The following is a 12,177-nucleotide window of genomic DNA, read 5'->3' as shown; positions in this document are numbered from 1 at the left end:
AAACCAACCAAAACCAACCTAGCCACCACCAACCTCTATTAATACAGTTTAACAACCTTTAACAATATAAATTACACAAAATAACCATTACAAAACAACAAGTTAAATCAAATTAGAACAAACATAAATCACAACGAACAAATTAAGAACACACCATAAAACACAGTTAAACACTGCCAAACAAGCCAAAAACTCATAGTTTTCTACTACTTTTAAAGCTTTCGAAAGTAATTCTTGATCTAAGGCCATAAGTAGTGCTATTCTTTAAAACATAGCGAGAGACAACCAAATTTAGGAGTAGTGTTATGATTTCATCTTCGCAAAGACAAGGACTTGTAATGATCGCGGTAGTTGTAGGTCTAATGACACTACCGATGATGTACTAAGCAAGTTACAGATAAAAAAAGGGACGCCATGAGCGTCCCTTTTTTTGTTCAATTTTTTCACTTCGAAAACAGATGCAGTGTTAGCACATCCCAGTTCGCATAATAGAAACCTGCGGCAGCTAAAGTCATTGCCATCATCAGTAAGATCGCAACTCGCCAGATAAAACGACCACTACGTGGAGTCAGCTCCTTCTCACAGTCGTTACACATCATGATGAACTTATGTTGGTCTTCCAACTTAGCCTCATGCTCATTGACTACCTTATTACGACACGTTGCGATATAGCGCAGCTTGCTCACCATATCGTGCGGTAGCCTTTCTTCACAGCTTGTTACAAGCTCATGCAATCCTTCGCCTTCGGCATGATATTGAAGCCTCAATAATTTCTCTATATTGCGAGTTCTTGTCACCACTTTTTCAATATCGGTCATCTTAGCCCTCCCACTCCACACTATAATTCTAGTCGAGCATTTCCCTATTCTTATACAAAATCACTGTTATTTACGAGAGAAAGAGACAATAAATAACAATGCTTTATCCCAAACTGACCATTAAATGTGATGTCTGCCGAAAAATAATCAGCTTGGCTTACAACAGTTCACGAATAACGGCTTTAAACACATATCCCTATTGCCTGAAAGACTAGAATAACCATCACGACTACATGGAGGTTATATGCCTAATTCACTCTTTTTTGCCATCTTTGCTCTCGCTGCTCTAGCGGCTTGGGTATTTATTGGTTTCTATCGAAAACACTCGCAAGGTGAAAATGCGCCAGAGAAGAAAGTGAATGTCACGGTGTTAGACAAACAATCGATCGACCTTCCTGACGCAGAACCGGGCCAAGAAGATCAAGAGTACTGGATTTACGTTCAACGTGGTGTGGTTGGTCCGAAGCGAGAATTCCAAGTCGGCATCCACTATTTCCACGCCCTTAACCCTGGCGACAAAGGAACCTTAACCTACCAAGGCGATAAGTTCTTACACTTTGCGTTGAAGCGCTAAACGTCAGCCGCTTCAACTGTCGTCCCTAAGCAATCCATCAGAAAGCCTTAGCAATCACCGCTAAGGCAATAACCAACGCATTTTCTCTGACTTAGACACCAACCAGCTCATCCATAATGCGCCAGCTCCGCTGATCACAATCCATAATGGAATAACCCATGCCGGATGTCCTTGGTACCAACCAAACTCTTTCATCGGCCACAAGAAAATCGGGTGCAGTAGGTAAATACCTAAGCTGTGCTTACTGATAAAGCCAACCACTTGGTTACTCTTCTCAGACAGGCCTTCACCATAGTAACGGCATACCATGAACACCATGCTCGCGGCTAATACGGTATTCAACGTTTTGTAAGATAGCCAGCGCCCTACCGTGTACTCTTCTGCTACCAAGCTTGCATCAACCACCATGTAAACCGTGGTTAGTAACGCTAGCCCACCCAGTAACACACTCACGCCAACGGTCATCTTGTTAAGTGGCACAATCTTATACAGCAAGTAACCCAATGGTAAGTAACCGGTGTACAACCACAATTCGTGACTCCAAGGGCCATCGATTTTCAGTAAGAACAGCAATGTTGTGAACAACCATACCGCCGTAAAGGCATAGACCGATCTATCACCGTACTTTCTAACCATGATCTGCAAGAACGGAATCACAAAATAGAGTGGGATGAAGTAATAGAAGAAACCAAGGTGGTAATAGGTGTAATGATGGTAGCTATTAAGCAACACGTCCCAACTGACGTCGGCATCAAAGCCCATTGCCGACCAGCCCGACAGATAGGTATAGAAAAGCGACCAGACAATGAAAGGTATCAGTACCTTGCCCAAACGACGCTTGAGGTAGTATTTGGCGTCAAACGGGCGCTGATCACTGAGCATCAGTGCGCCAGTAATCAAAATGAACACAGGTACTGCCCAGCGGCTGAAACCGTTTACCGTAATGGCAGTAAGCCATTCACCGAAAGGAATAGTGCCCAACTCATTGCGATAAGGCGCCAAAACATGAATCGCGATAACCGCTACGGCCGCGACACATCGTGCTAAATCAAAAAAGAGAATTCGCTGCTTCATGTAAATGCCTGATTAATATTCAATCATTCTACTATAGCAATAAAAAAGCTGACCGGAATAAATACCAAGTCAGCTTAGTGTTAAAGGAGATACTTATCGCGAATTTAGCTCATACGACTCTAGCTTCTGCGACTTGAGCTCTCACAAATGAGGCTCATGTGGCTGAAGCTTATGCCGCTGAAATTTGCGGCACTTTCGGTAAACGCAGAGAGATCACCGTCGTTATCGCCAAGAATGCGAAGGAAACCCACAGACACGCAGACAAACCTGCCATTTGGAATACCAAGCCCGACAATATCGTGCCAATCAAACGGCCCATCGCGTTTGCCATGTAGTAGAAACCGACATCAAGAGAAACGCCATCGCCTTTCGCATAACTCACTATCAAATATGAGTGAAGTGATGAGTTCACCGCAAAGATGGCACCAAATACCATCAAACCACCCACGATAACGAGCTCTGGTTGCCAGCCAATCTGTACCGCATAAGCGATAGCAGCGGTCACTATAGCCAGCGCACCAGCCCATAACAGCGCGGCATGGCCATCTGGCACCTTACCTTGAGCTTTACCAGTAATCTTCGGCGCTATGCCCTGTACAAAGCCATAAGCGATAGTCCAAGCAGCTAAGAAACCGCCAACCCATGAGTGATCCCAACCAAACACACTGCCTAGGTAAATCGGCAAAGCAATCACAAACCACACATCACGAGCGCCAAACAGGAACATACGTGCTGCGGATAGGATGTTGATGGATTCAGACTTAGAGAAGATCTGTTTGAACTTAGGCTTGGTTTTCGCTTTGCCCATGTCCGCTTCTAAGCTCAACACACTGCCAACGAAGACCAATGCCAACACGGCTGCCATCGCGAGCACGGCGTATTGGAAGCCAATCGTTGAAAGCAGTAAACCACCAATAAAGAAGCCTGCCCCTTTAAGCGCATTCTTAGATCCGGTCAGAATCGCAATCCACTTATAAAGCGCGCCTTGTTGTTCATCAGGAACCAGAGTCTTAATTGAGCTCTTGGCACTCATCTTATTGAGGTCTTTAGCGATACCAGACAAGGCTTGCGCCGCCATGACCCAAGGAATGGTCAGCATTGCCGTTGGCACCGCGAGCATACCCAAGGCGACGACTTGCATGCCTAACCCAATGTTCATGGTCTTGTTGAGGCCAAGACGCGCCCCTAACCAGCCACCGATTAGGTTAGTCACCACACCAAAGAATTCATAGAAAAGGAACAGTGAGGCGATTTCTAACGAACTGTAGCCAAGGTCGTAAAAATACAGAACCACCAACATGCGAAGTGCACCATCAGTAATGGTGAAGTTCCAGTAGTTAAAAGTCACCAACATGTATTGGCGAACGCTCTTACTTAGATTTGAAAACATAACGCTATCTCTGCAATCTAAACAAAAAGAGCTTTTGGATCATGATAAGTTCAACACTCCAGATACCAAAAGCTCCCTGTCTAACACTGATGACTATTAGCTATTCGCTACGCCATTAATGTATTCAACCTGGATAGGTTTAGTGAAGGCACCTGGACGCAGTGCCTGCACCTCTTGAACAATCTTGCTCATGTCCCAGCTCTTCTCTAACAGCAGGTGTGCAGCCAGCAAGCCAGTACGGCCAGAGCCGCCCATACAATGCATTGCAACCTTGCCGCCGTTATCGACGATGTTATGTAGCTCAGGGCTAGCTGCTTGCCACTTCGCAGCAAAACCAGCACCCGGTGCACAGTCGTCTTCAATTTCGATCTGGAACCATTGCATACCTAACGCACGTGTTTTTTCACCAAGTGCCGCCACGTCTTTGCTTGCAAGCTCATGGTCATCAAGTGCTGTCACGATAGCTTCAACGCCTTGCTCTTTTAGCTGAGCCAGTGATGCATCAAGCGTTGCTTCTTTTGTGCCTGGGCACGGAGTAAGCACTAGCGCACCTTGCTCTAGGTCTAGTTGCCATGTTGGATGTATCATTATATCTTCTCCAGATTCTTATTAAGCAAGGCCAACGGTACGAACAAGCTCAGCGGTACGTGTTGCGTAACCCATCTCATTGTCGTACCAAGCGTAGATCTTAACCATGCGCTTACCGACCAACATCGTTGATAGTGCATCCACGATTGTTGAGCGTTGGTCGCCTTTGTAATCGATAGAAACCAGTGGACGCTCTTCAAAGCCAAGAATACCTTTTAGTTCATTCTGAGACGCTTCTTTCAGCATCGCGTTAACTTCTTCTGCCGTGGTGTCTTGCTTCACTTCGAAGATGATGTCTGTCAGAGAAGCGTTCGCTAGCGGTACACGAACTGCGTGGCCGTTGATGCGGTTTTCTAGCTCAGGGAAGATCTCAACAATCGCTTTGGCGCTGCCCGTCGTTGTTGGGATAAGACTCATGCCACATGCACGTGCGCGGCGTAAGTCTTTGTGCGGCGCATCAAGAATAGTTTGCGTGTTAGTTAAATCGTGAATAGTGGTGAAGGCTGCGTTCTCGATACCAAGCTTCTCGTTGATCACCTTAACCACTGGCGCGATACAGTTCGTTGTACAAGACGCTGCCGTTACGATTTTGTGTACCGCAGGGTCGAAGATATTGTCATTCACACCAACAACGATGTTTGCGATGCCTTCTTCTTTCACTGGCGCCGATACCACAACACGTTTCACGCCCTGCTCTAGGTATTTGTTTAGGAAAGAGGTCTTACGGTGAACACCTGTCGCTTCGATAACCACATCACAACCAGACCAGTCGATCGCATCGATATCGCGCTCTTGTGTGGTCTTGATGCGCTGGCCATTAATGATCATCTCATCGCCTTCTGCAGTTACTTCGTGGTGAAAGCGACCTTGAACTGAATCAAATTCTAGAAGGTGGGCCAGTGTTGTTGTGTCGCCAGCAACATCGTTAATTTGAACAAATTCTAGCTCATCCCAATCGAATGCTGCGCGAAGTGCTAGACGGCCGATACGACCAAAACCATTAATACCTACTTTGACTGTCATTTTCTGTTCTCTCAGTTAATTGCCTTCATATTTGAAGCCGCAGCGTTGTTGACTACGTTCACTTACCGGAGCGCCGGCCGCCCTAATTACATAGAGCCACTATGCTCATAGGGATAAGTTCACTTGTCGCCTAGCTGCAACTCCAACTATTTCGGCATTAAGTTTTAATGTATTTAAACGCAACATACTGGGCGTGAGTTCATCGACTCTAAGCGCTCAATATCTTGCTGGTATTCAGTTTTCAAACAGTTCGATGCAATAAGGTCGTCAATTAACTTTAGCATCCAACCTGGTAAATCTTGTGACAGGCGGTAAAACACCCACTGCCCCTGGCGAACATCAGTCAAAACACCGTTTGAACGCAGCTGCGCAAGATGGCGTGAAACCTTTGGCTGACTTTCTTGCAATGCCTGAGTCAACTCACCAACCGATAAGCACTCATTGCGAACTATCAACATTAAGCAACGCACTCGCGTTTCATCGGACAGTAATTTAAAAAATTGGTGAGGAAGCATAAAAACATACTCATATATGGATATGCACATATCTTAGATATAAAAAAACGCACGTCAAGGCGTGCGTTTCAATTGTCATAAAAGTTTAACGAAGAAATATCAGAGCTTGTTGGTCACGGTATGGCTCCAACGGCGCGCTTCAGTAAGCTCCGTTTTAACCTGATCCACGCTTAATCCTAAATCGGCGCAGTGCTCATCAATCTGTTGCCAATCGGCATGCTCAAAGCTCTCTTCAAGTGCGAGCAAGGTACCATATGGCCCTTCTCTACGTAATAGAGCAACCTTGATACTTTTACACAGCGGCAACTGCTCGACTAAGTTATCTAACGACAAGTCCAACAGAGCATCCAACAAGGAGAATAAGCCAATCATAAAGGCCTGTTCTCTATACCCTTCAAATGCCTGATAGCGAGACATACGCTGACAAAACTGAGCACGCTGTAGAGACAATCCATACAGCTCTTTAGGCTTTTTATCGGACACATAAGAGGCGACGGCTAACGAGACAAACATTTTCAGTTTCTCTTGACCTAGATATACCAAAGCCTGACGAAAAGAAGAGATGGTAACTTCAAGGCGCGGCGACATAGTATTCACAAAACGCAGCAGCTTATATGAGAGCGCCACATCTTTCGCGACAATGCTCTCCACCCGTTGAAAGTCCACATCGGGCTTACACACTTCTTGAAACAGCTCCATAGCAATCACTTGCTCAGGGCTAATGTATTTACTCTTGATGATTTCCGGTTTATTGAAAAAGTAACCTTGGAAAAACTTAAAGCCAGCCTCTTTGGCTTGCTGGAATTCTTGTTCGGTCTCAACGCGCTCCGCCAAAAAGCTAAACTTTTTCCCTTGATGCGCCCTAACCAAATCACACGCTTCATCCAAACCCATCTGCATAATATCGAGCTTTACGATATGCGTGTATTTAAGGAAACGTTCCCATTCTGGGGTCGAAGTAAAATCATCTAGGGCAATCATGTAACCCGCTTGGTAAAGGTCTTTAACCGCTTCCAACAATTCATCTGTTGGTTTACAGGTTTCCAGAATCTCTACCACCACCTTATCTTTCGGCAAACTTAAGGGCAGTCGACGAATCAAACTTTGATAAGGGAAGTTGATAAAGCAGCGTGAAGATGGAATAGAAGGGTTAAGACCAACAGACAAGAAGTTCTCAACAATCAGACGATACGTTGCTCGATTAGACTCAATATGCGCTGGGTACGCATTCTTTTCTCCATCGCGAAATAACAACTCATAGCCGAGTGTATTCCTCTTGCGATTTAAGATAGGTTGTCGAGCAACGTATGTAGCGGTCATTTCTTGATAACTCTGATTGGTTTAACTATAACTCAGTCGCTTAATCTAAGCTTTCGCGGCAGCTAGCAAAGCACCGCAGCCCATGAACATACCACCAAATATTTTATTTATCTTACCCATTATGCGATCAGAGCGAATAAAACGTCCCATTTGTGACGCTAATGAGGTGTAACCCAACATAACAACGCTATCAATGAATACTGTCGTCACACCTAGCACTAATAACTGAGGTGCTTGAGGTTGTGTAGGGTCAATAAACTGAGGAAACAAAGCCACCAAAAACACGATTGATTTCGGGTTAGTTAGGTTGATAAGCACAGCGTTTCTCAGCAGTTTGCCACTCGACAGAGTAGAGCTTTCTTCAGATGCTACTAGGCTCGAGCTATCACGCCACTTTTGAATACCTAACCAAAGTAAGTACACCACGCCGACCCACTTAATGATGGTGAACGCCAACGCAGACTTAGCAACGAGTGCACCGATACCCGCGCCCACCAGCATAATGTGAAACGCAAGACCAAGCTGTAAGCCAACAATTGATGCGAGTGACTTTTTAGTGCCATAGCTAAGCCCATTACTGATTGAGTTAACGGTACCCGAGCCCGGAGCCAAGCTAAACAAAATCGCTGTGACAACATAAGCAAGCCAAACATGAGTATCCATTTGCATTTCCTTACTAGTTCTTTAATCTAACAACATTAGTAGCAATAAAGCTCTCACACGCATCAGTTCAGGTAATTTCCCATGGAAAACCACAGCGAAGCCACCTTCCCTTACACTCAAGAACCTCAGTTCGATCATGCGATTAAACACCCGATCAACGCTCTTTGGCAACAAAGAAAAGAGGGGTTTTTAACATCGTCTGGTAAAAAGAAACTGTACTGGTGCAGCCTCACCTCAGAAAAGCACAGCAAAGCTATTGTGATTTCAAATGGCCGTATCGAATGCTGCCAAAAATACCAAGAAATCTTTTATGATTTTTATCAACAAGGCTATGACGTTTATTCATTTGACCACCGAGGTCAAGGCCAGTCTGAACGTATGGTAACAGACTCTGACATTGGTCACATTCATGAGTTTGATGATTATGCATCTGACATGTCTGACGTCATTGCCAGTTTTGATCTCAGTAAGTATTCCAATCGCTACCTGCTCGCACACTCAATGGGCAGCACCATAGCCACTCGCTACCTACAAACCCATCCAGACCACCCGTTTGATAAGGTGACTCTGTGCGCTCCGATGTTTGGTATCAATACCGAGTGGTACCTGAAACCTATCGCGATGATCGTTGGACAAGTGCTTACCGCTTTTTATGCCAAGCCAACTTACGCGCCGGGCCAGCAAGCATATTATTCGAAGCCTTTTGAAAACAACTTACTGAGCCACAGTAAGGTTCGCTATCAGTGGTTCCGTCGCTTATATGACGAGTCTCCATCTTTGCAAGTGGGTGGACCAAGCACGCGTTGGGTGTGGCAAGGGTTAATGGCCGCCAAGCAAGCAATTCAACAAACTCGTCAAATCAAGATCCCTCTGCTATTGATTCAAGCTGGGGATGAAAAGATTGTCAGTAACAGTGCTCAAGTAAAGTTCATCTCTAAGCTGAAGAAAACCAACTCTGATTGTCAGTTTAAGTTGATTGAGGGTTCTAGGCATGAGGTGTTGTTTGAGCAGGATGAATATCGCAATCAAACACTGGATGCGATCAATCAGTTTTTCGCCTAGAGCTAATAGGCTAAGCAACCTACCAAGAAAATAAGCGCTAAAGAGGAAGAGAAGTAAGTGAGCTTTGCCCTCTTTTCTTGCATGAATTTGGCATACAATTTCTACCTAGAGATATTGTAGTTAAAACGATTCTAGCGCTGGCTAGCGTCAATATTGGTTAAGCATTTTGCAATGAGGGTTAAATGAGTATTCCTGCACTAAAAGATTCCGTGAAAATTGTTGCTTCTGATTTAGATGGTACGCTTTTGGCTCCCAACCATCAGCTAAGCGACTTTACCAAGCTAACGCTTAAGAAATTACACGACCAAGGTTATACCTTCATCTTCGCTACGGGTCGTCACCACGTCGATGTGGCGGGTATTCGTCAGATAGCAGGTATTCCGGCGTACATGATCACTTCAAACGGTGCACGCGTGCATGACCAAAACGATCAACTGATGTATAGCCAGAACGTACCTCAGGAACTCGTTCAGCCAGTTATTGATATTGTGCGCCAAGATCCAAACCTCTTTATTCACATGTACCAGAATGAAGATTGGTTACTAGACCGTGAAGATGAAATGTTGGCTAAATTCCACAGTGAGTCTGGCTTTAGCTACAAGCGCTTTGAAGCTGAAAACGCACCAAGCGAAGGCATCGCGAAAGTCTTCTTCACACATCCAGAACAAGACCACGAATATCTCGTCACGTTTGAACAAAAGCTAAGAGATGCTTTTGGCGACAAACTGAACATCGCCTTCTCTACACCTTGGTGTCTGGAAGTGATGGCAGCTGAAGTCTCTAAAGGCCACGCTCTAGACGCTGTTGCAAAATCACTAAACCTGACTCTGGATAACTGTGTTGCCTTTGGTGATGGCATGAACGACGCTGAAATGCTGGCTATGGCGGGTAAAGGTCTAATCATGGGTACATCACATGAGAAAGTGATGAAAGCACTACCTGACAATGAAGTGATTGGCAGTAACGCAGACGATGCCGTTGCTCACTACCTAGAAAAGCATCTGCTCTAATCTCGCTCGTTGAACAGATCTGAATAAATAAAAAGGCAGCCAACTGGCTGCCTTTTTTGAACCTTACGTAAAAAGCTCTCTCTAACGCTATCGAGAACCTAACACTTCTTTGCTTAAGATTGCCTGCCACTCTTGTTCAGTCACAGGCATGATCGATAAGCGATTACCGCGTTTCACCAAGGGCATTTCGGAGAGTTCAGGCATGGCTTTAAGCGTAACCAAAGGAATCAAGCGCTCAGTCACTCGCACAAACTCGACATCCACCATGATCCAGCGTGGGTTATCGGGTGAAGACTTAGGATCGTAGTAATCACTCTCAGGGTCGAACTGAAAGTGGTCTGGGTAGGCTTCTCTGGTTACTTTAGCGATCCCCGCTACGCCAACTTTTTTACATGATGAGTGGTATATCATCACCAGATCGCCAAGCTTGACGTCATCACGCATCATGTTTCGAGCCTGATAGTTGCGTACACCCTCCCAACAAGAGGTTTTTTGTACTCTAAGAGTCTGAATAGAGAAGGTGTCGGGTTCTGTTTTAAATAACCAATATGCCATAATAAATCCAATTAACGGTTGCTCCGAGGAAGATATAACATGAAGGTAATGAAAAACCCAGTGACATGGCTAGTCGCGTTCGCTCTACAAGGCTGTGTTACGGCACCTGATACGCCGCAACAACCTGAACAGCCCCCAGCAAACTTGGATGAGCCACTGAGCATTCAACCGCAAACCTTCATCATGCGTGGTCAGGTGGTGGTTGGCCATGAAAGCCGAACCTTCACTCCTTGCGGTAGCCAACAACAATACTGGTTAGACTTATCTCCAGAGTTAGCGTTAGAAGCACAAGGGCTCTCAACGAGACCTTACCAAGCCTTATATGGCGAGCTGATTGGTCACCTAACCGTGCCGAGCCAAACGGGTTATAACGCAGATTTCACAGCGCGTTTCGTGGTTGACCAAGTGAACATCCTAACCGCAGAGAACCCAGATCGCTGCGTCCAACCGCTGCGCTCAACACGAGTATTTGGTAATGAACCCTTCTGGTCAGCAACCTTCGATAAAGACCAGCTGAAATACACCAAGATGGGCGAACAGCCACAGACCCTCGATATTGAATCAAGCCGCACCACACCAAGCAGCCGTGACTACCAATTAGAAGGTGAAGCTGCACAAGGCAAACTCAACCTTACGAAAGAGAGCTGTAGCGACGGCATGAGCGATTCTATCTATGGATGGCATGCCAAGCTTAACCTCAATGACAGTAACTACAATGGCTGTGCGACGGTCTCTAACCAAGATCCAACGCTGGACTGGAGCGGACTCTACTTCGCTAGCTCAACGCAAAACTCAGGGTTCTCTATCAACCTTGAACTCAACAATGACCACAGTGCTATCACGACTTATTCATACAGCAATGGAGACCCTTCTATTGTTGAACAAGGCTTCTGGCAGCAACTGAACCAAAATCAGGTACAAGTGGTTATGACTCGCCACCAGCAACAATATTTGATCTCCGAGCGCATCTTCACACTCGATAATGGCAAGCTAATCGCTGAAAAAGAGAAAGTGGGCAACGTGGTGTATCCGATTGCCAATGGCGGTCTGGTGCTATTCGAAGCTAAGGGTGCGCAAGCACAAGTAAACACCACCACTAACGTTGATCTAACCGCAAAGCAGGTGAACTCCAGCGATCAACTTGATCCAAAAGTCGACCAAGCGATCCGCGAATACTTTAAGATCAACAACAGCTCACCTGACGACACTAAATACCGCTGGTTAACCTACGACCTCAACGGCGACGGTAAAGAAGAGCTGTTCGCCCAACTCGATTGGTGTGGTTCTGGTGGCTGTACACTGCTAATTTTCGAAAACCATCAAGATAACTGGCGCTTCAATAGCCGAGTGACACTGGTTAAGGGCGACATACGCTTAGGTAAATCGCAAAACCACGGCTGGCAGGATCTGATCTTCAATGTCAGTGGCGGCGGTGCAACACCGGCGAAACACACACTTTCATACTCTGGTGTCAGCTACCCGCTAAACCCAAGTGTCGCTCCAGTTGCAGATGATGCTGATATCAGCGACGTGGTTTTGTTTGCTGATGGTATCTCACCCGCACAAAGTGGAGTTAAGTTGTAAA

The 12,177-nt window shown here is 45.6% G+C and carries 13 protein-coding genes; 4 read left to right on the top strand and 9 right to left on the bottom strand.

Annotation, left to right across the window (positions count from 1 at the left end; all coding sequences use genetic code 11):
- Positions 1-443: 443 nt before the first annotated feature.
- Positions 444-818, bottom strand: a complete 375-nt coding sequence (locus AB4274_RS14010; RefSeq protein WP_004736595.1) for a hypothetical protein — start codon at positions 816-818, stop codon at positions 444-446.
- Positions 819-1,062: 244 nt separating this feature from the next.
- Between AB4274_RS14010 and AB4274_RS14005 the strand changes: the two genes are divergently transcribed.
- Positions 1,063-1,392, top strand: a complete 330-nt coding sequence (locus tag AB4274_RS14005) for a DUF2500 domain-containing protein (protein WP_017061032.1) — start codon at positions 1,063-1,065, stop codon at positions 1,390-1,392.
- Positions 1,393-1,452: 60 nt separating this feature from the next.
- On the opposite strand, the gene AB4274_RS14000 is transcribed toward AB4274_RS14005, so the two are convergent.
- The 7 genes from AB4274_RS14000 to rhtB all read right to left on the bottom strand — a co-directional run bounded on the left by AB4274_RS14000 (position 1,453) and on the right by rhtB (position 7,965).
- The gene (locus tag AB4274_RS14000) at positions 1,453-2,466 is read right to left on the bottom strand and encodes an acyltransferase (protein ID WP_372112379.1); all 1,014 of its coding nucleotides are present in this window, start codon (positions 2,464-2,466) and stop codon (positions 1,453-1,455) included.
- Positions 2,467-2,635: 169 nt separating this feature from the next.
- Complete coding sequence (arsJ, locus tag AB4274_RS13995; protein WP_048610756.1) at positions 2,636-3,856, bottom strand: organoarsenical effux MFS transporter ArsJ; 1,221 nt, start codon at positions 3,854-3,856, stop codon at positions 2,636-2,638.
- Between the two features lie 96 nt (positions 3,857-3,952).
- Positions 3,953-4,444: a cyclin-dependent kinase inhibitor 3 family protein gene (locus AB4274_RS13990; protein WP_372112377.1), complete on the bottom strand. Its 492-nt coding sequence runs from the start codon at positions 4,442-4,444 to the stop codon at positions 3,953-3,955.
- A 21-nt stretch (positions 4,445-4,465) separates the two neighbouring features.
- Entirely contained in the window at positions 4,466-5,467 is a 1,002-nt protein-coding gene (locus tag AB4274_RS13985; protein WP_017061027.1) for an ArsJ-associated glyceraldehyde-3-phosphate dehydrogenase, read from the bottom strand.
- A 173-nt stretch (positions 5,468-5,640) separates the two neighbouring features.
- Positions 5,641-5,982, bottom strand: a complete 342-nt coding sequence (locus AB4274_RS13980; RefSeq protein ID WP_017061026.1) for a metalloregulator ArsR/SmtB family transcription factor — start codon at positions 5,980-5,982, stop codon at positions 5,641-5,643.
- Between the two features lie 99 nt (positions 5,983-6,081).
- Positions 6,082-7,302, bottom strand: a complete 1,221-nt coding sequence (locus AB4274_RS13975; RefSeq protein WP_017061025.1) for an EAL and HDOD domain-containing protein — start codon at positions 7,300-7,302, stop codon at positions 6,082-6,084.
- A 45-nt stretch (positions 7,303-7,347) separates the two neighbouring features.
- Positions 7,348-7,965, bottom strand: coding sequence for a homoserine/homoserine lactone efflux protein (rhtB, locus tag AB4274_RS13970; protein ID WP_017061024.1), 618 nt, complete (start codon positions 7,963-7,965; stop codon positions 7,348-7,350).
- An 81-nt stretch (positions 7,966-8,046) separates the two neighbouring features.
- On the opposite strand from rhtB, the gene AB4274_RS13965 reads away from it, so the two are divergent.
- Together AB4274_RS13965 and AB4274_RS13960 are read left to right on the top strand one after the other, a co-directional pair.
- Positions 8,047-9,027: an alpha/beta fold hydrolase gene (locus AB4274_RS13965; RefSeq protein ID WP_372112375.1), complete on the top strand. Its 981-nt coding sequence runs from the start codon at positions 8,047-8,049 to the stop codon at positions 9,025-9,027.
- Positions 9,028-9,209: 182 nt separating this feature from the next.
- Positions 9,210-10,037 carry a Cof-type HAD-IIB family hydrolase gene (locus AB4274_RS13960; protein ID WP_017061022.1) on the top strand — a complete coding sequence of 276 codons (828 nt, stop codon included), beginning with the start codon at positions 9,210-9,212 and terminating at the stop codon, positions 10,035-10,037.
- Between the two features lie 87 nt (positions 10,038-10,124).
- On the opposite strand, the gene AB4274_RS13955 is transcribed toward AB4274_RS13960, so the two are convergent.
- Positions 10,125-10,592: an EVE domain-containing protein gene (locus AB4274_RS13955; protein WP_017061021.1), complete on the bottom strand. Its 468-nt coding sequence runs from the start codon at positions 10,590-10,592 to the stop codon at positions 10,125-10,127.
- A 39-nt stretch (positions 10,593-10,631) separates the two neighbouring features.
- On the opposite strand from AB4274_RS13955, the gene AB4274_RS13950 reads away from it, so the two are divergent.
- Positions 10,632-12,176 (top strand): COG3650 family protein, encoded by a 1,545-nt coding sequence (locus AB4274_RS13950; protein ID WP_372112373.1) that lies wholly within the window; start codon positions 10,632-10,634, stop codon positions 12,174-12,176.
- The last annotated feature ends 1 nt before the right edge of the window (position 12,177 follow it).

This window comes from Vibrio sp. 10N.261.55.A10, assembly GCF_041470825.1.
Taxonomy (GTDB): domain Bacteria; phylum Pseudomonadota; class Gammaproteobacteria; order Enterobacterales; family Vibrionaceae; genus Vibrio; species Vibrio crassostreae_C.
This window is presented reverse-complemented; position numbering and strand designations above follow the sequence as displayed.

Excerpts from the sequence above, each read along its gene's own strand:
- AB4274_RS13980 (WP_017061026.1), bottom strand. The coding sequence starts at position 5,982 with ATGCTTCCTCACCAATTTTTTAAATTACTGTCCGATGAAACGCGAGTG.
- AB4274_RS13985 (WP_017061027.1), bottom strand. The coding sequence starts at position 5,467 with ATGACAGTCAAAGTAGGTATTAATGGTTTTGGTCGTATCGGCCGTCTA.
- AB4274_RS13975 (WP_017061025.1), bottom strand. The coding sequence starts at position 7,302 with ATGACCGCTACATACGTTGCTCGACAACCTATCTTAAATCGCAAGAGG.
- rhtB (WP_017061024.1), bottom strand. The coding sequence starts at position 7,965 with ATGGATACTCATGTTTGGCTTGCTTATGTTGTCACAGCGATTTTGTTT.
- AB4274_RS14010 (WP_004736595.1), bottom strand. The coding sequence starts at position 818 with ATGACCGATATTGAAAAAGTGGTGACAAGAACTCGCAATATAGAGAAA.
- AB4274_RS14000 (WP_372112379.1), bottom strand. The coding sequence starts at position 2,466 with ATGAAGCAGCGAATTCTCTTTTTTGATTTAGCACGATGTGTCGCGGCC.
- AB4274_RS13965 (WP_372112375.1), top strand. The coding sequence starts at position 8,047 with ATGGAAAACCACAGCGAAGCCACCTTCCCTTACACTCAAGAACCTCAG.
- AB4274_RS13955 (WP_017061021.1), bottom strand. The coding sequence starts at position 10,592 with ATGGCATATTGGTTATTTAAAACAGAACCCGACACCTTCTCTATTCAG.
- AB4274_RS14005 (WP_017061032.1), top strand. The coding sequence starts at position 1,063 with ATGCCTAATTCACTCTTTTTTGCCATCTTTGCTCTCGCTGCTCTAGCG.
- AB4274_RS13950 (WP_372112373.1), top strand. The coding sequence starts at position 10,632 with ATGAAGGTAATGAAAAACCCAGTGACATGGCTAGTCGCGTTCGCTCTA.
- arsJ (WP_048610756.1), bottom strand. The coding sequence starts at position 3,856 with ATGTTTTCAAATCTAAGTAAGAGCGTTCGCCAATACATGTTGGTGACT.
- AB4274_RS13960 (WP_017061022.1), top strand. The coding sequence starts at position 9,210 with ATGAGTATTCCTGCACTAAAAGATTCCGTGAAAATTGTTGCTTCTGAT.
- AB4274_RS13990 (WP_372112377.1), bottom strand. The coding sequence starts at position 4,444 with ATGATACATCCAACATGGCAACTAGACCTAGAGCAAGGTGCGCTAGTG.